We start from the raw sequence: 20,773 nt of genomic DNA on the forward strand, positions 1-20,773 counted from the left end.
CACCTTAGGGTGACGCGATGATGCCTGTCAGCATGTGCTGACAGGCATCATCGGTTGGGGCTGGGAAGGTTGGGTTTTGGTCAGTTGGTTGGTGGTGTCAGTTGCGGTTTCTGGCGGTCCCGGTAGGACTCCCCGTCGATGACCAGCTCGAACGCGGCGGAGGAGAACCGGTCGATCGCGGACTGGGCGAGGAGCTGGTCACCGAGGAGCGCCAACCATTCGGACGGGTCACGGTTTGACGTGATCACCGTCGACGCCCGCCGGTGCCGCTCAACGATCAGGTCGTAGAAGTCGCTGGTCGCCGCAGCGTCCGACGCGGTGAGCGCGTAGTCATCAATGATCAACAGGTCGACCCGGAGGAGTTTGCGGAGCTCGGCGTCGAGGGTGTTGTCGAGCCTTGCGATCCGGAGTCGTTTGAACAGCTGGTCGGACCGTTCGAAGTGGACCGACCGGCCCCGCCGGATCGCTGTGTGCCCGAGCGCGACAGCGAGGAACGTTTTGCCGACTCCGACCGGTCCGATGATCAACGCGTTCTGTCCGGCGTCCACGAACCGGAGGCTCGCCAGCTCGTCGAGGACGGCCTGGTCGTAGGTGACGTTCGCGGTTGCGTCCCAGTGCTCGAGACGCATCCGCCGGTCGAGCCCGGCGGCTTTGGCTTTGCGGGCAGCCGAGGTGGTGTCACGTCGGGAGACCTCGTCGGCCAACAACAGCTGCAGGAACTCGGCGTGAGACATCTTCGAGGTCTTCGCCAACGCGAGGCGTTCGGGGAGCGTGTCAACGAGTTGACCGAGCTTCAAACGGCGCAGTGTTGCGGTCAACTCGGGGGTCACCGAAGGGGTCACCGAAGGTGTGAGGGTGCCGGTGGTGGTGGTCATCGTGTCACCTTCCGGCCGGCGGCGAAGTGGGATGCGTCGCGGGCGAACCGGCCGATGATCACGTTGTCAGGTGGCGCCGGTTCGGCTGTCGCCTGGTCGGCTTCGAGCGCCCGTTCGACCATCCCGACGACGGTGACCACCGACGTTGCCCCAGCGTCAACAGCCCGCTCGCAAGCGGTGTTTACGCGGTCGGGCCCGTAACGGTCACAGGTGCGCAACAGCTTGTAGACGTGACGCATCCTTGTCCATGGCAGCGGTCCGTCCAGGATCACCTCGGCGAACACCCCAACGTGTTGCCCGTGGGCGTATGCCCGGCGGATCTGGTCGTCGATGTTCCGCATCGCGTAGCCGGTGAGCTCCGACGGCAGATCGGCCGGGTCGGTGATCCTCGCCCCCGCCTTCTGGCGGGGATGAACCTTCACCAACTGACCGCCCGAGAAGATCTTCACCAGCGCCGTATCGGCCCGCACGTCGACAGACGTGCCGATCAGATCGCCGGGCACCGAATACAACGATTTGGCGACCTGGATGTGATGGTCCCGGTGGACCTTGGCTGTCTTGTAGAGCGGCACGTCGTAACGCTCTGTCGGTGCGGGCAGCAGCACCGGTGCTTCGACCTCGGCGAAGGTCACCGCCGGCTGGGCTTGGGTTGTCCCGTGGGTGCGGAGCCCCGCCCGCGAACGGCACCACAGCTCTGCTGCTGTCTGCGCCTCGGCCAAACAGCCGAAGTCCTCACCCGCCCAAAACGAGGTTTGGACGAACTGGACAGCCCGCTCCACCCGCCCTTTGTCCTGAGGCGAACGCACGCGTGCGGGGTCGATCAGGAACCCACGCGATTGGGCGTATTCGACGAACGCCACGTTCAACACCGGGTCCAACGCGTCGGCCTTCGTCACCACCGTCGCCATGTTGTCGGGGACCAACACACGGAACACTCCGCCGAAGAACTGCCACGCCGCTTCGCACCCGTCGATCACCGTCGCCAGGTTCTGGTTGAACGACAACCACACAAACGTGTGGCGCGACACCCCAGCGGTGAACACCAACGCCCACACCCGACGTTTCTTGCCGGTCTCCTCGTCGAACATCCGGCCCAGCTCACCGAAATCGACCTGCAACTCCACCCCCGGCTCACCATCGACGACCGGGACCGTCGACCGCTCCGGTGACCCGAACTCCGCAGCCAGATAACGGTTCAACGTTCGCTCCGGGACAACCACCCCATCGCGCTTCAACAACTCGACCATCTTCTTCGCTGGCACGTCGTCGTTCCGCCAGCCCTCCAGCTTCTCCCGATGGCCGACCAGCACGTTCCACGCCTCACCGTGACGATCCGGGACCTTCGGGGCCAACTCCGCCATCACCCCACCCACAAAATCGTCGGTCAACCGATCCGGACTGTCGGTCTGGACCAGCCCGTGGCCTTCAGCGATCCGAACGATCTTCGTCACCGTCTTCCGGTCGCACCGCACCATCTCTGCGATCCTCCGGAACGCCAGCAAAGCCAGCCACAACCTCAACACCTCGCGCACTTCAAACACCGCAACCTCCCGGTATGCCATTGACGCGCCGCCTTTCGGGTCGTGGACGCAACGACGGCAGTTCAGCGTCTACGACACCGACCCCAGAAAACCCCCCACCAAGTGGTCCCTTTCAGCTGGCGCAAGGGTGGTCCATACCAGGTGGCGCAACACCCCCAAAGTGGTCCCTACCAACTGGCGCACGACATTGAGGTCGCGCTGGCACCGTCGCTCGTCGTCGAACTCGACCGGCGCTGGCCACCAGTTGGTCTGAGGCGCCAGGTCATGCCGGCCGAGCCAATCGAAGCCAGGTTCGGGTTATCTGACGAGTGGATGATCGTGCCAGACGTTGAAGCATCCGGCGACTCGCCAACGTCAGCCGCGTGGGACCTCCTCGAGTCTGAACTCACCCTCTTCTCGGTGAGGCGGCTGACACGGCTTGTGCCAGTGCACGCCGCTGCGATCTCGAACAAGGGGAACGTGCTCATGGTTCCCGCCCCTTCAGAGGGCGGCAAGAGCACGCTCGCTATCGCTGCCGCATCTGCGGGTGCAACCGTGCTCAGCGACGAGTACACACTGATCGACCCTCAAACGGGGTGCGTTGAGGGATGGCGGCGCCCGGTGCGTCGACGACGGCCCGATGGCAGCACCGAACGACTTGACCTCGCCAGGCCCACCGGCCCCTTGCCGGTTGGGCTCATCGCTGCGGTCTCGTACGACCCCGGAAGCGAGGGTGAGTGGAATGAGCTCTCCCCTGCAGAAGCGACTGCTGAGGTGCTCTCACAAACGATCTGTGCGAGGAGTAGACCCGACGACGCACTCGACGCCGTTTTATTGATCACTCGTGCAGCTCGGGCAATTGGGGGCACCCGACCGGATGCCGACACCGCCATCGCCAGGCTCTTCGCCATCATGGACGGACACGATTGATGAAACCGTCACGCAGATGAATAAGGGCGTCCGTCCATGCCTTCAGTCCAGACCGAGCGCCTCGCTGAGCGCGTTCACGTAGTCGGCTTCGGAGTCGTACCACAGCCCGAACCCGTGAACATCTTCGAAGAGATTGCCGAGCTGCCGGAGCCGAGTTGAGGCATCTCCGGAGTTCTCCACAAATGAGAGCGTTGCAGCCGCTGATTCAGCTACCGAAAAGCGGGAGACGGGCGCGGGCGACGGATGCATCACTCCCCAGCCGATCAATGGGTACCGACCTGGCAGAACGGGCGTCAGCTCGGTCGTCGTGCCAGTGAAACTGTCGCTGGACCCGATCACGGCTGGATTGTGGTCGATCGTCAGTTCGGGAATCACGACCTCACGGGAGATCAGGTCCAACTCTGGGTATGGGACATCTGCCAGCGCGACGCCTCGGCGGGCGAGCAATGCTTGGAGGCGCTCACCGAGCACGAAGAGTCCCGGTTGAAGGAGCACCATCTCGGAGCCGATTCGAGCAGCCGTGGCCCGGACGCGAAGCCGACCGGGGTTCGAATCGAATCCGATGATCTGATCCTGAAGGTTCCACAACAATGCTCGCAAGACTCTTGCGGCTGACCGGCTTCGAACCCGCAGGTCGCTTCCTTGTAGCAACAGATTCAGCTCGTTGACCGGTCCACCCCCGGGCGATGCTGATGGCAACGCAACCGAAAAACTGTGCCCAGCCCGTGGATCTGAGACTGGCGGGTCGCCAAACAGCGCGTCGAGACAGTCGCGTGCGGCATCATCGCCGTAGCGAACACCAACATGGAAGTCGTTGAGCCGATAGACCCTTGTGCCAAGCCAGCGATTCGAGAGCTCCGCCCCGTCCCCCTGTGCGCATTGCCCGCCGGTCTCCAACAGATAGCGGACCCTGGCAGATCCATCACCGCGTCCCACCGTTTCAAACTGACTTTGTTCAACGCCCGATAGCCGTGAGACCAAAGCAGGTACGTCGACGTTCCCGTACGCCGGTGGATCGATGAGGCGAAGGTCCGAGTCGAGATGGAACGCTGCCGGAGTCCCAATTCCAGGAAAGGGGCCGAACTCGTCAACCCCTCTCAAGAGGACGTCAGCTTCGAGTCCCGCCAACTCAAGCAACTCGCGGTTTGCTTGAGCCGTCCCGGATGCAAGCAGAACAAGCCGCACTCCGGCCGCCGAAAGCGGATCTCGGCACTCGGCGAGCACGTCCGCAATCGACGCGCAGTACCCGCAATTCGGATTCCAGTTGATGAGGAGCGCTTCCGTGCCTATGAGTTCATCGAGTTCGAACTTGGAGCCATCCAGGTCGACCGCCTGGAATGGAGGAAGGGAGGCGCCAACCTCGTCGAATTCCGAGAAGGGTTCGAATGTGATGCCGCTAGTCAGGTCGTCAGGAGGTCGGACACCTTCGAGGAGCCCTATTGCGCCGACCTGTTGAGCGAAGGCGACAACCTCGGCGGCCACCATGCTTCGGTCGACCCCGAAGAGTTCAGTCAGTTGGGTGATGACCTGATCAATGGTTGTGCGTCCATTCAACGAAGACCAGATTGTCGCGCTGGTCGAGTTGAGAACCGTCGCAGTCGCCCAGCCGTTGAGGAGAACCGTTTCGCCACTCACTGAGATCGCCTCAACTGACGCAACGGCCTGAGGAACGAAGTTTAAGTCAGCTCTACTCGATGGCTTCAACGCAGGACGCCGGACACGAATCGGGTTCTTCCGTAATACGTGGCGGCGATCAGGAAGAACACCCGGCCCTACTGGTTTGGAGCCGGATGCACTGGACGAGAGCCACGTTCAGATTCCCACCCAGACTTCGCCTCGGGCTCCGTTAGCGCCACTAAAAGGCCCCTGGGTGATGCGGGATGCACCGCCGCCACCACCACCCCCGGGAGCAAAGCCGGGCATCCCGTTTCCGTCCTTGATGCCGTCGCCGCCTGCGCCGCCGTCGATAACGCCACCACCACCGCCGCTTCCGCCGCCTCCACCGGAGGCATTTCCGCTATTCCCTTGGGTGCCGCTGCTGCCATTGGCGGCATCACTTCCGCCTCCACCGCCACCGCCACCGCTGTTGCCGGTCGCGCCGCGCTTCCCTCCGGCGCCACCGCTCTTGGTGTTGGTTCCGACGGACGCCCCAGCGGTACCCGCGCTACCACCCCCATTGCCGCCACCAATGATTCCCCCAATGCCGCCACCACCGCCTTGGGCAGAAAGCGTGGCATCGTCCAAGAACGAAGAGGTGCCGCCATACGCCCCATCATTGCCCTTGTTGCCTACAGCAGCCGTTCTGGCAACCCCTCCGGTGCCCCCTGCAGCCACCGTCACTGAGTACATCTTGCACGGGCTTACCGTGAGAGTCGACGAAGCGTATGCCCCGCCCCCACCGCCACCTCCCGGGTAATAGCCTCCGCCGGTATTGATGCCGCCACCTCCACCGCCGCCGCCGCCCCAAGCGCGAACAAGGACCGATGTTTGGCCGGACCGAGTCGTGTACGGGTCCGACGCAGCGTACTTCTTGCCAACCCCTGTTCGGTCGGTCGGCACGATTCCAGGCCCGCAGCCTGACGCTGCCGCTGCCGGATCAGTAAGTGCGAAGGTCGTAACGGTTGCAGCGGTGAACGCCGCACCGCCGGTTGCCAACGCTCGACGCCGAGACCACACCCGCGGATCTACTGTCACGCCCGCCGCGACCAATCCGTCAACAGCGTCAACCAGTTCTCCGGGCACAGCACTGAGATGGAGGCCACCGCAGATCAGATCCAGTGCCTCCACTCCGTCGCCCACCACACGATGCAACTCGCCGGACGGATCGAAGATGATCGCCTCGTCACCGACATGCTCGACTCGCAATCCGCTCCGAAGTTCAATTATTGGTTCCGGCATGCCGTTATCTCCAGTGTGTCCAATCCCCGGCAGAATTCCGGGCCTTCGCAACGATTCCCGAACCCCGAATCATACATTCCAAGCCTTCCCTGACGCCAAAGGTTGCCAGGGGTGCACCCAAGGGGCCGAGGATCTTGTGGATCCCCGCGATCAGATAGACCTGATCGTCGCCGTCGAGGCATCAACCCCTCGCCCGGAACCACCGCTCCCGACATCGTTGACAACATCGTCGACTACGAAATGGCCGAGCGGGCCGGTCGGCACTGGTATGACAAGTCTGTCCTCGACATCAGCGAACTTCTGGTGATCGAGATGGACGGCCGGTTGCAGGTCGCTGACCCAAGAGGCCCTCGGCTTGGCCGACCGGGGTGAGAGCCACCACTTGATCCACAATCCACACCGCCGGCACCACCTGCGGCGACGCTACTGTGGTTGACCACTCCGGAGGGCCAATCCTGCAGGGACGACCGCTGAGGTCGGTGAATCACGGCTGGGCTTCGAGGTTTGTGACACCAGTTCCGTCGTGATCTCGTTGGATATGCCATAGATCCATAGCATTCGGGCATCGACGAACAGCCGGGAGGGGTGATGTTGGCGGTCTCTTCGGTCACTTCAGACTCCTCTGGGGGCGGGCGATTAGCAGGGCGGGATGGTAGCAAGCGGTCACGAACCCAACTCAATTCGTGGCCGTGACTTGGATCACACGCACCCGCTCGCCAGAGCCGCAAGCACGGCGCCGCCGTCGGTCTACTGGTTCGTCACCACGGCCAGAGATCTGGTTGGTCGTCAGCCGCTCGGTCGAACCACGGCTTCGAGGACCATTCGAGCACTACTCTCGTGGAGGTGAACACACCGATCGAAGCACCGACCGTGTCACTCGATGTCGCCGTCGACGTCAACCAGTTATTCGCCACCCCGGTGTGGAGCGCCCACCTTGGTTTCATGGATCGTCATGTCGACGCCATGCTCCGCGATATCACCGCCTTGTACAAGGATCCCGGACCGGCCCCTGGCTATCCCGTCGGTGACCACACCATGCCGGTGCTGCAGGACCTGCCCGGGGACCACTGGCGAGACTTCTTCGCAGCGTTGGTCAACGTCACCGAGGCGGTCTCCCCCGAACGCGACGAGCGGTGGTCGTTGAAGAGCTGGGCCCTGCGCCATCCGGTGCCCGAGACCGAGCTGCGCACCGAAGATGAGGCAATCGGACAGGTCCATCACCACTCGCCTGCGATGTTCTCGTCGGTCTTCTACCTTCAGCTACCCACCAGCGGCTACACACCCGAACAACTTGGCACAGTGTTTCGCCATCCCGTGCCCGGTGCCGGCGACCTCTTCAGCCCCAACCTGGTGACTTTCCCTGCCTACGACCTGGACCTGTTGTTGTTTCCGGGCAACGTCGACCACGCGTCGAAGAAGCCGTTCGTTGGCGTCGAGGGGCCCGACCGGATCGTGGTGGTCACCGACGTGTTTCTTACCCACGGCAATGACGGCTGGGCACCGCGCCGCAAGGTTGGTTGACCTGACGCTGGCGGCCTAGGGCGAGGCCGGCACCCAGGTCGCCTCCAGCCAGCCGTGGGTGCCGCCGACGTCCACCAGCTCGGCGGCCAACGACCGGTCGCCGCCGAACAGCCTGATGAGGTCGGCGAAGCTGACCGGCTCACCTGCGAGCACGACGGCCAACGGGTAGACCCGCCGCCGCGAAACCGACACCAGCCGTCCTGCGATCGCCACGAGCAGCGAGGTGTCAGTCACCTCGCACAGCACCACTCCGCCCGGGGCGCAACACCGCACCGTCAGCGGGTCGGGCCGATCGGTCCGGGTGCTTGGAGGAGCCGGGGCTGTCCCCCACCGGGCTCGGCGAGCCGGCTCGAACGACGCAATGGGCTCCCGCCGCAGGTCGACCGACGCCTGCCACCCGTCGATGGCCGCGGTGATGTTGGCGATGGTCTCACCATCGCTACCGGTTGGACGGCCGCGGGCCAGGATGACCGTGCCCCACGGCGAGACGGTATCGAGCTGGGCGGGTGTGCCGGCCCGAAGCGAGGCCGCCATGCCCGGATACAGCACGCTGGCCTCGCCATCGACTTCCAGCGTGGACGAGCCGGTCACCTGGGCAACGATTTGAGGTCCGTCGGCGTCGAGTGACCTGCTGGCACCCTCCCTGGCGACCGCCACCTCGACCGTGGTTGGGAGCCCGAAGACCCGCTCGGTGGGCTCGGCGATGCGCCGGCCCAAGCCCTCGTGCCGGGCGAACCCAATCGTCTCAACCCAACCACAATCTGCAATGACATCCCGCCACCCGGTCACGGGTCGTTCAGGAAGGAACGACCCGATCGTTTCGTCATCTGCCACACTCAGATCGAAGCCGAGTGGCTCACCGCTGATACGGACATCAGAGTCGGGAGTAAACGTCGCACCAAACCCGATCTGGTGCACCTGACGTTGCGACTCGTCGAAGCAGGCGGAGGCCGAGTCGGCCAACCACTGCGCATCCTCACTGGGATGGTCGCGAGGCATCGTCAAGGTGAGCTCGCTGTCGGCCGGCCCGACGTCGGTAACGGCCCGGGGCCGCCTGGACGCCTCCATTAACGAAAGCTTGGCCCGTGCATCCAACCGACCAACGCCAACCGCTCCCCTGCGGTCACCGGTGTCACGCGGTGCCAAAAAAAGCTGGGAAAGATCGTCATCGAGCCCACCTCTCGGTTGGTGGGCCCGAAGCCCTGCACCTCGAGGTCGCCCCCCTCGTAGCTGTCGGCCTCCGACAGCTGCAACGTGAACGTGAGCTTTCGCAGGGGGCTCGTCGTGGCCGCGTCCGGGTGCCAGCCATAGTGACCCTGGCCCGGCCGGTACAGCACGAGCACCGGCGGATCGTCGTCGACCACCCCGAAGAGGTCGCAGCGAAAGTGCAGATCGTTGACCGCATTCAGCGTGCCGACGATCTTGTCCAAAAACTCCGGCTGAGCTGAGAAGTCGATGCCCAGCACCTGGACATCGCGCACCAGCTCCCCATCCCGCTCCATCGTGACCGGTTCGAACGCGTCGACGTCGATCGAGTCTCGAAGCGCGGCGCACTCCTCTGACGAGGAGAACTCGGCGGCGGCGACGGTGAAAGCACCCGGATTACCTACTTGCCCCTGAAATAGTGGTTGGGTTGGCCGGTTTGAGCGGTGAACTGCCCTCGTGGTGAGGGGTGTTCGGGTTGGTAGGCGCGGCCGGTCAGAGCGGCGTGGATGATGTTCGGGGTCGTGACCTTGGGGTGGGTCAGTGGGTGAGGCCGGCGATCTTGACCAGGTTGTGGGACAGGACGCCCCATCCGCACCAGATCCGTGCGCCTTCGAGTCCGCGGTTGCGGGCTCGTTCCCAACCGTGTTGCCGTTTCAGGGTGGCTATGCGCCCTTCGGAACCGGTGCGCCACTTGACCAACTCGACGAACCGGTCCTCGGATTGGGCGTCGCGGCGCGCAGTGCCGGGTTGACCTTTGCGGGGAATCGCCACCAGGTCGACACCGAGATCTTCGAGCTGGGTGTCGACCGATGCGAGGCCGTAACCGCGGTCTGCTGTGACAGCATCAGGAGTTGCTCCGACCGCTGCGATGATCCTCTCGATCGCCGGTCCGAGGCGGGGGCCGTCGGGTGGGATCCCCGCTTCGAGTTCGTAGTCCAACACGATCCCGTCTGGGTTGTCGGTGACTTGGCCGGTGTAACCAAACTGGGTCGGCTTCGCAAGGGATCCTTTCCGGATCGGGCGTGCGTCACCGTCGAAGAGCGACACCCGTCGTGTCTTCGACTCCGGCATGACTCCAGCGAGCCGGAGCCGTGTCTGAGCGATGATCTGTTCGACCGCGTCGATGAGATGTTCGAGATCGGCGAGCATTGAGCGCAGACGTCGCACCGGCCGATCCTCGACTCGTTTGGCGTTCTTCAGGACCCGTTTGGCCTGTGCCACCACCGATTCGGCCAGATCGGCCAGCTCGCCGGTGACCGCCAACACCTCGCCTTTGGCTTCGGCTGTGCGCTTGCGGAGCTTGGAGGCAACCCGGTGTGCGTGACGTCGGGCGGCTTCGGTCGGGTCATCAAAGGCGGTCCGTGGTGCCACCCCGACGTCTCGGATCCGGCCCACCAGCCGTGCCAGCGATGCACAGCCTTTGGTCAGCATCCCCGAATCGGTTGGGTACTTGATGTCGGCCGGCACGACGGTGGTGTCGGCCCGCAACCAGCACACATCTACGACTCCTGCCTCGACGGCCTTCCCGACCAAAGCAACGTTCAGTTCTTCGATCGTGGACGGACCGATCCGTTTGGTGATCTTCATCAACGTGGACGGGTGAGGTGCCCGCTGCCCGAGCGGGATCCGACAGAATCGAAGCCAGCTCAACGAGTCCGACACCTCAGCGCACAACGTCTCGAACCCGAGCCGATACCGGTATTTCAAGAACATCAACCGCAAGAACGTCTCCATCGGGATCGACGGTCGACCAAAGTCCGGGTCGAACCACCCACGGAACGGCTCAAAGAACCTCGGGTCGTCCAACAGGCGATCAACCGAGACCAGTTCCGGGGCCATCACCAAAGCCTCCGGTGGCAACATCGATTCCCACAACGTCGGCTGAGGACATACGGTACGTAACACGATGATGGCTCCGATCTTCAGGGCTTCACTTCTGTGATCGGAGCCATCATCGCGTGTCGGATTCCCGCACGCGAATCGACCCACCCCAACACTGAACGACATATCTCACGACTATTTCAGGGGCAAGTACCTAACGGACGGCAGATGCGGTCGACCATCAAAACATCGTAGACCGTTCAACAGGTGTCCCGAGCGGTTCGGTTATCACCGGGCACCGCCGCTGCCGGGGATCATCGCTATGCCAAATGGTGCTTGATCCAGTCTGCGATCTCGCCGTCATCCTGGCTGACGAACGACGTGGCCTCGGCCGCGATCCGAACCAAACAATCGAAGGAGTCGTGAACGTCGAGCCCATCCTTGAGCTGAAGGTGCCGCTGGCACAGCGCCGCACACAGGCGAGCCTCGCTGGCCTCCCCCAGCCCGGCAAAGATCACGGCGCCGATCTGCGGCTCGGCCACCACCGGCGGTTGAGCGATCTGGGGCTGCAGCGGCCCCCTGAGCAGGGCGCGGCCCGTGTGGAGATCGACCTCGGTGATCATCGAGTCGACCATGCTCCAACCCGCTCGGTCGAGGGCGCGCATCACCCGGATCGAGTCGGCGACCGGCGCTTGGATCAAGACTACCTGCCCAGACCGCACCGCTACCCGAAAATCGAGGAAGGTCCGGATGCGGGAGGGATCGGGCAGCAACGGCGACAGCAACCCGAGCAGACGACGCTCGACCTCTTCGCGGGAGCGTGCGCGGGCCAGGCGCACGCCGGTGAGGTCGAAGAGGTCAAACGACGTCGGTCCGAAGCCGCGGAGGGTCTTGTTGGTGACGATCGACATGCCGAGCGCCCGGTAGCTCGGCGTCAGATGTGGGGCCAACACGGTGCGCAGCCGCTCGTAGAGGAGGTCGTCGTCGACCGCCACCGCAATGCGGTGGAACGGGATGTCCAAGTCAAGGAAGCGCGCCTCACCGAGGCGCAGGCGTTTGCCCAGTCAAGTATCGACCGGTGGCAGCGGCCGCCCGTCGGGGGCGAAGGTGCCGGTGGGCTCCACCTCGTTGGGTGGCGGCCCCGCGCTTGTGACGCCGAGAGGCGGGGTTTCGGCCGACGTTCCGTCGGCCGGTTCCAGCACCCCGAGGTGCACAAACTGGTTGTACGCATTTGGGATGTAACGGGCCACTTCGGCCGGCGGGATCCGGTTGGTCTGTGAGACCGAGTCGATGATCGACCGCACCGGGGTGACGCCGTCGACCGCGGCCAGCAGCATGCCTGCGGCAGCATTCATTTGCGCCGACTCCCCGTTGGGCCGAAGAACGACCGCCTCATCGGCGAGCAACGCCAGCCGGGTTCCCGTCGTGCGTCGTGGGATCACATCGAGGTCCCACGGCATCAGCAACAGGTCCTCGACCGCCTTCCAGTCACTGATAGTGGAGCTGTCCATCGCCTGCCTTCGTGAGATGGGTTCGCAAGACTATTCCAGGAACTCGACTGGCTCCACCAGGCCGAGACGGCTCAACATCGCCACCGCCCGCTCCCCAGCAGCGAGGCCGGCCCAGGACCCGCTGGTCACCTGGTCGCCTTCGAGCAGACCAGCCAGTGGCTCGATGTCGGCCGGGCCGATGGTGAACACGTGACCGGCGGCGCCAACGGTCAACCGGGCTGCCGAAGACCCGCCGTCACCTGTCGCCGGGCCGTCGTGATCGACCGCCACGCAGAGCCCTCCCGGGGCGCACCATCTCACCGAGACCGCCGCAGGACGAGCCATGGCGAGTCGCACCGCCCCCACCGATGCGCTGCGAACGACCGGAAGACCAAACCGGTACCGGGCCAAGGCCCGCTCCACCGAGGTTGGGTCGAGGTGGTGAAGCGCCCGTTCGGTGCAGTCGTTGGTGATCGCGTCGTTGAACGACGCGGCACCGCAGGCGAGCGCCGCCGGCACGTCGGCCCGAAACCCTTTGGGCAGGTCCACGCCGATCCAGGTGGCCACGTCGGCCCATGCCGGTCGCCGGGCGCCGACCGACACGTGAACCGACAGGCTGCCGTTGGGGATGGGACGATGCACCGTGCCCCGGGGCAGGTGCAGCCCATCGCCGGCTTCGAGGGTCCCGGCCCAGTCGATCCGGCCGAGGTCGCGATCTCCCCCGCTCCCCGGCTGGGGCACGTGGAGGCTCCGACCGCACTCCCAGCCTTTCGAACCGGCGAGCTGCACCATGAAGACGTCGTGGGAATCGACGTGGGCGCGAAGCCCGGGCGCCGTCGATCCGCTGAGGTACACGTTGGCGTTCGGGAGGGTGGCGAGGGCGAAGGACACCTGCCGACAGAGGTCGTCGACCTGCGGCAGGCGTGGCTGGACCCCGTTGATCCTGATCGTGAGCCCCGCAGCGAGCGCTTCCTCCAGCCTGGCCGAGTCGATCTGGGCGCCGACCAACGTCGACGGATCCGATGCGAAGATGGCGTCGATCGCCTGTTGGGAGCCATCATAAAACCCCTCGGTTCGACCGATCAGATCCTGGCCCGACAGCACCTCGTCGATGCCGGCCATCGTCGCCGCGAGGTCGATCCCCACCTGGCGATGGTGAGACGGCAGGCCGTGACCGGCATCGACGGTGGCGGTGTCGAGGCCCGGAAAGTACCGGGCGATCTGCTCCAACGAACGACGATGGCGCCGTGCCTGGGCTCGGGCCAAACGCTGTTCGCCCTCGTCGGCCTGTCCGGTGACCTCCCCGGTGTGCCCCAGCGGGCGGACGACGACGCTCCTAACGTCGCTCAGTTCCACGGCAAGACGCCCTGCCAGTGCCCGGCGGGGCTCAACGCAAGCCACCGATCAGTGACCCGGACAGATTCAGCATCCCTGCGAGCTCGGCGCCACGAAAGAACTCGATCGCCGACGGGGTGGGCACGTTGCCCTCGCAGGCCAGCCGCTGGACGGTGCTGCGGCCGTCGGCTCGGTCGAGCAGGCGAAGCGCCCACGTTTGCGTCACCAGGTATCCGCGCTCGGCGCGATCGAAGAGGAGCATGGTGCCGTCGTCGAACTCGATCGCCGTCGCTGACGGCGCCCTGAGCGGGAACGACATCGCGCCGTGAGCCATCCTCGAGTCGACCGCCCGGTCGTCGCTCACCGGCGAAAACTCAACGTCGGTGCCCGCGATCGGTGCGGGCTCTCGATCCAGCCATTCGGTCAGCGCGCCTTCGGTGCCGGCCAGGTCGCCGATGTCCACGCGTGCCATCGGCACGGTTGCCACCAACCGTCGGACCTTGTCCAGCGCGTCGCCCGCCTCGAAGAAGTTGGTCTGGTTGGCGAGGAGCGCCGCCGCACGGTCAGCGCCTGTCATCGCCGACGCGCGTGGGACGCTCCCGTCGGCGTCGGCTCGGCTGAGCACGGCGATCGCCCCGAGCCGACATGCGGTGGTGCTGGTGGTGCCGCCCAAATGCTCCGCGCTGTAGGCACCCCATCGCTGGGTCCCAGACACCTCCGATCCATCCTCGCCAGTGTCGATCACCGCGCTCCGACCACGCTCGGCCTCGATCATGCTCAGCGAGGCGACGCTGAGGTTCATCGGCTTCGGGAACGCCCGCACTCGGGCGCCCCCGGGTTCGATCCTGGCCAGCTCGTCGGAGAGGTATTCCCATCCCCTGCTCACCAGATAGCCGGTGAGGGTGGACTTGCCGGTGCCCGAGGGGGCCATCAGGGCGAGCGCGGTGCCGTTGAGCGCCACGCACCCGGCGTGCAGCGTCCACTCATCGCTGCGGCTGAGCACTGTCAGCCGGTTGCACAACACCCGAACGCTTTCGGCGACCGCCGCCGGCGAGGCGGTCCGCAACAACTCCCGCTCGATGCCCCCCTCGACCAGGTGGCCGCCCTCGACCCGCGTGACGACGACGTCGTAGCGTTCGGTGAGGGCGACGGTGCGCTCGACCGTTGGGTCGACGGCCAGGGCATCGCACACCGCTTCGGGCGCCAGCACGTCGAAACGGACATCGCCGTAGTGGATGGCGACTGACTTGCGCTCCACGTGATCGGCCTCGATGGAAGCCTTACGCCTCGGCCTCGTAGCTGCCGGTGACGGTGACCGTGCAGTTGACGGTGACCTGGCCGCTGGCCGAGCCGCTGAGCGCTGCGCTGCACCCCCCGGCGCCAGTCCGCCAGCACGCGTTGTCGTTGGCGATGCCGAGCGGGGGGCATGACAACACGTCCATCAACGTCACGTTGCAGGCGACGGAGGTGACCACCGAGTCGGAGCACACCGTGGTGCTGGGCGGAGGCGCCCATGTAGCGCTCGGGACACCGGCGACCGACGCCACCGTATGGAGGCACGGGTTATCGATGTTTCCCTGTGGCTGTTTGGCCGAAACGTTGATCGTGGCCGTTCCGCCGGCGACGGCGACCGGCACCACGTTTGGGCCCATGGTGTCGCCCTTCCATGCGGCAGGATCGGAGCAGCCCCCGCTGTCGGAGCTGAACGGCCCGAAGATGGTGTTGGCCGACGCAGTGCCGCTGACGTTCACCGTGTTGGTCGCCGAGCAGGCCGCGGCGCCCGCTGGTGACACCCCCATGCCGGTGATCACCGGGACGGTCCAGGCTCCGGCGACGACTGCCGCTGCGGTGCCGCCCTTTCGCAGTGCGTCACGGCGGCTCTGAATCTGCTCGCCCGTCGTTTCAACCGACGTCTCTTCGGTGTTCACTTCGTTCTCCTCATATCGCGAACCGCTGGAGGTTCGACCCATCTGCGAAGCGACGGACCATATCTCATTCACGGCAACAGCGTGAACGATCTCACCGTATGACCGTCGAACGCGACGGTCTACCATCGGTGATTGAAGCGATGGGAGGCCCAGATGGTGGGGTGTGACGCGACGTTCCGCTCCGAAGCAGACCGGTGGTTCACAAGCGCTGTCGAGGCCGAGGACACGCGCGACCGCACAGCCGCCCGCCTTCACGCACAACGGGCGGTGCACAGCGATCCGCAACACACCGGCGCCCTTGCCCTGCTTGGACTGTGCCAGATTCGCGACGGTGATCGTCACTCGGGACGTGTCAGCCAGCACCTGGCCGCCCAGCTCGCTCCGGACGACCCGAACGTTCTGCACTTCGTCGGCGTCGGCAGCTGGGAGTGCGAGGACGGCCACCAAGCCATCGAGACCCTGTCGCGAGCGGTCGAGCTGGAGTCGCCCCACCCGAGCAGCGTGCCGGTGCTGGCCCAAATCCTCGAGCTGTCCAACCGCACCGCCGAGGCGCAGACCCTGCTCGACCGTTTCGCGGTGTCCGACCCGGCGTCGCAGCTGTTGCGGGCCCGCCTCCTCCGGCGCTCGGGCGCCTGCGGCGAGGCCCTCGAGGTGTTGGACCGGATCGACCCGAGCGCCGAAGGTGCCGACCCGAGGCTGATCCACGCCGAGCGGGCACGGTGCTTCGACTTGGGCGACCATGCTGAGGAGGCCTGGGAGCAGGTCACGTTCGCCAACGAGATCGCCGCACAACGCAGTCACCACTCGCCGATCAGCCCATGGTTCGACCGGCTGTCCACCGTGCAACGCCGGCGAGGTCCGCGGCGTGGCTCAGCAGCGACCGACGCCGAGCCACTTGAGGCAGGTTCGTGGGCAGGCCCGACGGCCTTCGTCGTCGGCTTTCCCCGCTCGGGCACCACGCTGATCGAGAGTCTGCTGACGTCCGCTCCCGGGGTCACTTCGACTCGCGAGGTTGAGGCGATCGGACAGGCGGTGGCCCAGGTGTGCGCAGCGACCGGTCGGGGATACCTGCAGCTGCTGAGCGCGACGCAACCTTCTGACCCCGAGGCGATTCGTACCGCTTACCAGCGGGTGATCGACGCGCAGCTTGTCGATCGCTCATCGCTGGTCATCGACAAGCTGCCGCTCAACGTGATGTACCTCGGGGTGATCGAGCTGGCATTTCCCGACACGGCGGTGATCGTCGCCCGACGGCACCCTGCCGACGCGGTGCTCAGCGCCTATGTCGAGCAGTTCGCTGACAACCCTGGCACGGCGCAGCTCAACTCGCTCGACGGCGCTGCCCAGCTCTACAACAGCGTTATCGGCCTCTGGGAGGCCGTTCGGGACGTCACCACCCTCCGTTGGATCGAGGTGGACTACGAGCAACTCGTCACCAGCCCGGAGTCCGAAACCACCAAAATATCGAACTTCCTCGGCCTTGGGTTGGATCCGACCGCCCTGCTCTCCACCCGCGCTACATCAGCCCGTATCAACACCCCCAGCTACACCCACGCCAGCGAACCGGCGCACCTGCGCTCGGTTGGCCGTTGGCGGCGCTACCGCCAACAGTTGGCTCCGGTGCTCGGCACGCTCGGCATCACACCCTGACCTTCGGCGCCAAACGGGCCAGCGCGTCACCGCAGGCCTCGCTCAGCCGTCGGCTTGTCTCCCGGTTCACGTGGAAGACGTCAGAGAAATCGTCGTCGTCGTTCGCCAGCGGCCGAAAGTCCACTACTTCGAACGACTGGTCGGTAGCGGCCTCAATCAACTCGTCGGCGCCAGGGTAGGCCTCCGGCCCGCCGAGCGACGTCGACGGGCTGGCAGATAGACGAAGCGGCGGGATTACTGCGATCGGATGGATCCCATCACAACGAAGCTCATCGAGGAAACGCAGATACGGGTCGACGTCCGGTGGAGTATGCGGATCAAACCCGATGTACTCGTACCAATCGTTGGGCAGCATCCGAAGCCCGTCGGCGAGCGGTACGTCCAAGAACGCCTCCAAGAAGCCGTCGGGCCGGTGTCGCTGCATTAACGCCAGGTGCTGCCCATTTGTGGTCTTATGCGAGTGGGGTTCGGGCTCGCCTCGCCGATTCAGCGCACCGATCAACTCTCGTCGCCAACGCCACAGGGCGAGGGGGTACGCGCTCGACGGAGGTTCGTAGGCGGCCTCAAGAGCGGTCACATCACGAATGACCGAGTTGGCGTAACGCCCAGGAGGAAGAAACATCATGGGCTGGGCACCGACGAGCACTACCTCGGGAGCGACCTCGCGTTTCCACATCTCACGCCACCTGCGCAGGACGGGAACCGTCGCGCCAATCAGGCAGGCGTTGAATACCCGGCCGGTCACCCCGCGACTTGAGATGGCGGCTGGGTCAAGGCAGGTACCGCTGGGTGACGCGCCGACGATCAGCACTCGGGGACTGTGGCCGCTGCGACGCAGCTCCCGCAGGCGTCCCAGCTTGAACGCGGCTTCGGTTTCGCCGGGCGGCAAGGCCGGCAACAACCTCGGCCCCAGGCGGTCGGCGGCCAGCTCGGCCGCCATTGCCACAGCCACCGCCGCACCCACATTCCTGAGTTGCATCGTTCGCAGCGTAGCGAGCTGTCCCAAGTGGAACGTCCGTCGTCACACGTGGATCAAACCGGACGCATCGGCTCCGACGACCCCCACGGGGCTCTCCGCCCGTCGGTTCACCTCGACACCCGCATCCTGCACGGATGAACGACGACATGGCGGGGCATGCGGTCGCTAACGTCGGGGCAGGGGGAAGCGACATGAGCAAGCACAACGAGCGGGTCTTCGTGATCGGCGTCGGGATGACCAAGTTTGAGAAGCCCGGAGCCCGCGAGGGCTGGGACTACCCGCAGATGGTGAAGGAGTCGGGAACCGAAGCGCTTGAGGACGCGGGCGTCGGCTACGACCGGGTCGAGCAGGTGCACGCCGGCTACGTGTACGGCGACTCCACCTGCGGTGAACGGGCCGTCTACGAGCTGGGCATGACCGGCATCCCAATCACCAACGTCAACAACAACTGCTCCACCGGGTCGACCGCCCTGTATCTGAGCGCCGAAGCGATCCGCGGCGGTCGTGCCGACTGCGTGATGGCGGTGGGCTTCGAGAAGATGGAGAAGGGCTCGTTGGCGATCGGCGCGGAGGACCGCGAGCAGCCGCTGATGAAGCACATGATGGCCCTCGGCGAACTGTACGAGTTCGCCATGCCGCCGGCGCCCTACATGTTCGGCGCTGCCGGTCGCGAGCACATGGAGAAGTACGGCTCGACACCGGAGCACTTCGCCAAGATCGGCGAGAAGAACCATCGACACTCGGCCAACAACCCCTACGCCCAGTTCCAGGACGTCTACACGCTCCAGGAGATCCTCGACGCCAAGATGGTGTACCCGCCGCTCACCCGGCTGCAGTGCTCCCCCACCTCCGATGGCTCCGGCGCTGCGGTGCTCGCCAGCGAGGAGGTCGTCGACGTCAACGGCCTGGCCGACCAGGCGGTCGAGATCGTCGGGCAGACCATCGTCACCGACCTGGCCAGCACGTTCGAAGCCGGCACCGCGGCTGCCCTCGTCGGCTACGACATGACCAAGGAGGCCGGCCGTCAGGTGTTCGAGCAGGCCGGCCTGGGCATCGACGACTTCCAGGTGATCGAACTGCACGACTGCTTCCCCACTAACGAGCTGCTCACCTACGAGGCACTGGGCCTGGCCGCCGAGGGCGAAGGCCACAAGCTGATCGACAACGACGACACCACCTACGGCGGCCGCTGGGTGGTCAACCCCTCCGGCGGGCTGATCTCCAAAGGCCACCCGCTGGGCGCCACCGGGCTGGCCCAGGGCTCAGAACTGGTCTGGCAACTGCGCGGCACCGCCGAAGCACGGCAGGTCGACGACGTCACGGCCGGCCTGCAACACAACATCGGCCTGGGCGGCGCCGCCGTCGTCACCGCCTACCAACGCGCCGACCGCTGACAAGGAGCCACACCATGCCTACGATCGATGGCGCACTGCGCGCCACCGCCCGCCGCATCCCCGACGCCGAAGCGCTCAAGTTTGGCGATATCGACTTGACCTACGCCCAACTCGATGAGGCGGTCGACCGCGCCGCCCGTGCCCTGGCAGGCCTCGGCCTGAACAAGGGCGACCGGGTGGCGTTGATGTCGACGATGCGTTGATCCTCTACACGACGGGGGCGACCGGCAAACCGAAGGGTGCCCTGTTCGACCACCACCGCATCATGTGGGTGGGCGTCAACGTCATCGCCACCTGCGGCATGCGAGTGGAGGCAGTCCTCCATTTGTCGCACGACCGTCGTGGCGTACCCCCGGTCGGGATCGGTCGACCTCACCAGCGTGCTCGAGCCGGTCTGCGCTTTCCTCAGCGGTTGACACGTCCGACCGCCAGAGCCCAGCTCAGCTTGGCTTGACCGTCACTGCCCGTTCGTATGGTGAATCAACCCACCCAGCGATTCGGAGGCATATGCCATGACGATGACCGAGCACGACCGGTACCATCTTCACCAGCAGCTCGAAGAAGTACTCGACGAGCGAGGAGCCAACACCATGATGGAACTGCTTCCACCCGTGGGATGGGCCGACGTCACCACCAAACGCGACCTCGACCAACTCGAAGAACGCATGGACCTGCGCTTTCAGAACGTGGACCTCCGATTCGACAACGTCGACTCGCGGCTGGACGAAATTTCCGAAATCACAGGTCTCCGTTTCAACCAGGCCACCGACAGCACAAATCTTCGTTTCAACCAGGCCGCCGACAGCACAAATCTTCGTTTCGACAAGGCCGCCGAAAGCACAAATCTCCGCTTTGAGAAGGTCGAGAAACGAATCGACGCACAAGCCGACCGGATCATCAGCAAGCTTCTGACAATCCTGGTGCCCGTCATCGCGGTAGCCGTAGCGTTCCTGACCGCCATGTCGGTGTGGGGCCCAGGCTGATCACCGAGTCCACCGGCGGGCCACATCGACACGCGATGCCAGCGGCTCACGGTGGTGGCCACCTTGGTCTCGATCGCCACAACACACCCGTCATCACGCTCGACGATCAGGTCCACCTCATGGTCGCCCCGGTGGGTTCGGAGATGACCGACCGACGCTTCACGAACTGCAGCGGAACGACCGCCTGCACCTGGCCCCTTCACCCGCATCGAAGCGCAGGAGTTCCACCGGGGCGGTATGCCA

Annotated in this window: 19 protein-coding genes and 1 pseudogene; 6 read left to right on the forward strand and 14 right to left on the reverse strand. The window is 65.3% G+C overall.

The annotated features are described in order from the left end of the window. Positions 1–80: 80 nt before the first annotated feature. Entirely contained in the window at positions 81–875 is a 795-nt protein-coding gene (gene istB, locus MPARV_RS0112995; protein ID WP_020378570.1) for an IS21-like element helper ATPase IstB, read from the reverse strand. Continuing rightward, on the reverse strand, positions 872–2,437 hold the full coding sequence (istA, locus tag MPARV_RS0113000; RefSeq protein WP_020378571.1) for an IS21 family transposase: 1,566 nt from the start codon (positions 2,435–2,437) through the stop codon (positions 872–874). The genes istB and istA overlap by 4 nt, the downstream gene beginning before the upstream one ends. 120 nt (positions 2,438–2,557) lie before the next feature. Here istA and MPARV_RS0113005 point away from each other — a divergent pair, with 120 nt between their 5' ends. Next, positions 2,558–3,325, forward strand: coding sequence for a hypothetical protein (locus MPARV_RS0113005; RefSeq protein ID WP_157789620.1), 768 nt, complete (start codon positions 2,558–2,560; stop codon positions 3,323–3,325). 42 nt (positions 3,326–3,367) lie between these two features. Here MPARV_RS0113005 and MPARV_RS25585 read toward each other — a convergent pair whose 3' ends face one another. From MPARV_RS25585 to MPARV_RS26260, 3 genes and pseudogenes are all read right to left on the reverse strand, one after another. Further along, positions 3,368–3,724, reverse strand: a complete 357-nt coding sequence (locus MPARV_RS25585; protein WP_238538863.1) for a hypothetical protein — start codon at positions 3,722–3,724, stop codon at positions 3,368–3,370. A 1,041-nt stretch (positions 3,725–4,765) separates the two neighbouring features. Then, positions 4,766–4,960: pseudogene (locus tag MPARV_RS26100) on the reverse strand (PqqD family protein); the annotation flags it as partial. Positions 4,961–5,137: 177 nt separating this feature from the next. Further along, complete coding sequence (locus tag MPARV_RS26260; RefSeq protein WP_478210074.1) at positions 5,138–6,223, reverse strand: glycine-rich domain-containing protein; 1,086 nt, start codon at positions 6,221–6,223, stop codon at positions 5,138–5,140. 843 nt (positions 6,224–7,066) lie between these two features. Here MPARV_RS26260 and MPARV_RS0113020 point away from each other — a divergent pair. Further along, positions 7,067–7,744: a hypothetical protein gene (locus MPARV_RS0113020; protein ID WP_157789622.1), complete on the forward strand. Its 678-nt coding sequence runs from the start codon at positions 7,067–7,069 to the stop codon at positions 7,742–7,744. A 15-nt stretch (positions 7,745–7,759) separates the two neighbouring features. On the opposite strand, the gene MPARV_RS0113025 is transcribed toward MPARV_RS0113020, so the two are convergent. From MPARV_RS0113025 to MPARV_RS0113060, 8 genes are all read right to left on the reverse strand, one after another. Then, positions 7,760–8,812 carry a hypothetical protein gene (locus MPARV_RS0113025; RefSeq protein ID WP_020378577.1) on the reverse strand — a complete coding sequence of 351 codons (1,053 nt, stop codon included), beginning with the start codon at positions 8,810–8,812 and terminating at the stop codon, positions 7,760–7,762. Further along, the gene (locus tag MPARV_RS22835; protein WP_202948833.1) at positions 8,812–9,225 is read right to left on the reverse strand and encodes a 2OG-Fe(II) oxygenase; all 414 of its coding nucleotides are present in this window, start codon (positions 9,223–9,225) and stop codon (positions 8,812–8,814) included. Before MPARV_RS22835 ends, MPARV_RS0113025 begins: the two co-directional genes overlap by 1 nt. 262 nt (positions 9,226–9,487) lie before the next feature. Next, the gene (locus tag MPARV_RS0113035) at positions 9,488–10,855 is read right to left on the reverse strand and encodes an ISNCY-like element ISMipa1 family transposase (protein WP_031278566.1); all 1,368 of its coding nucleotides are present in this window, start codon (positions 10,853–10,855) and stop codon (positions 9,488–9,490) included. Between the two features lie 236 nt (positions 10,856–11,091). Beyond that, entirely contained in the window at positions 11,092–11,793 is a 702-nt protein-coding gene (locus MPARV_RS0113040; RefSeq protein WP_020378580.1) for a hypothetical protein, read from the reverse strand. A 42-nt stretch (positions 11,794–11,835) separates the two neighbouring features. Then, positions 11,836–12,282 (reverse strand): hypothetical protein, encoded by a 447-nt coding sequence (locus MPARV_RS0113045; RefSeq protein WP_020378581.1) that lies wholly within the window; start codon positions 12,280–12,282, stop codon positions 11,836–11,838. 30 nt (positions 12,283–12,312) lie between these two features. Beyond that, complete coding sequence (locus tag MPARV_RS22840) at positions 12,313–13,617, reverse strand: JmjC domain-containing protein (RefSeq protein ID WP_020378582.1); 1,305 nt, start codon at positions 13,615–13,617, stop codon at positions 12,313–12,315. Positions 13,618–13,648: 31 nt separating this feature from the next. Further along, entirely contained in the window at positions 13,649–14,854 is a 1,206-nt protein-coding gene (locus tag MPARV_RS0113055; RefSeq protein WP_020378583.1) for a hypothetical protein, read from the reverse strand. 22 nt (positions 14,855–14,876) lie between these two features. After that, positions 14,877–15,524 (reverse strand): hypothetical protein, encoded by a 648-nt coding sequence (locus MPARV_RS0113060; RefSeq protein ID WP_031278567.1) that lies wholly within the window; start codon positions 15,522–15,524, stop codon positions 14,877–14,879. 132 nt (positions 15,525–15,656) lie between these two features. Here MPARV_RS0113060 and MPARV_RS0113065 point away from each other — a divergent pair, with 132 nt between their 5' ends. Continuing rightward, positions 15,657–17,174 carry a tetratricopeptide repeat-containing sulfotransferase family protein gene (locus tag MPARV_RS0113065; RefSeq protein WP_157789623.1) on the forward strand — a complete coding sequence of 506 codons (1,518 nt, stop codon included), beginning with the start codon at positions 15,657–15,659 and terminating at the stop codon, positions 17,172–17,174. On the opposite strand, the gene MPARV_RS0113070 is transcribed toward MPARV_RS0113065, so the two are convergent. Then, on the reverse strand, positions 17,164–18,153 hold the full coding sequence (locus tag MPARV_RS0113070; protein WP_157789624.1) for a hypothetical protein: 990 nt from the start codon (positions 18,151–18,153) through the stop codon (positions 17,164–17,166). The genes MPARV_RS0113065 and MPARV_RS0113070 overlap by 11 nt on opposite strands. Before the next feature lie 134 nt (positions 18,154–18,287). Between MPARV_RS0113070 and MPARV_RS0113080 the strand changes: the two genes are divergently transcribed. The 3 genes from MPARV_RS0113080 to MPARV_RS24160 all read left to right on the forward strand — a co-directional run bounded on the left by MPARV_RS0113080 (position 18,288) and on the right by MPARV_RS24160 (position 20,530). After that, positions 18,288–19,547: a lipid-transfer protein gene (locus MPARV_RS0113080; RefSeq protein WP_020378588.1), complete on the forward strand. Its 1,260-nt coding sequence runs from the start codon at positions 18,288–18,290 to the stop codon at positions 19,545–19,547. A gap of 14 nt (positions 19,548–19,561) precedes the next feature. Next, entirely contained in the window at positions 19,562–19,750 is a 189-nt protein-coding gene (locus MPARV_RS0113085; protein ID WP_020378589.1) for an AMP-binding protein, read from the forward strand. 315 nt (positions 19,751–20,065) lie between these two features. After that, the gene (locus tag MPARV_RS24160; protein WP_172636570.1) at positions 20,066–20,530 is read left to right on the forward strand and encodes a hypothetical protein; all 465 of its coding nucleotides are present in this window, start codon (positions 20,066–20,068) and stop codon (positions 20,528–20,530) included. Positions 20,531–20,773: the final 243 nt, after the last annotated feature.

The organism is Candidatus Microthrix parvicella Bio17-1, assembly GCF_000299415.1.
Classification (GTDB): domain Bacteria; phylum Actinomycetota; class Acidimicrobiia; order Acidimicrobiales; family Microtrichaceae; genus Microthrix; species Microthrix parvicella.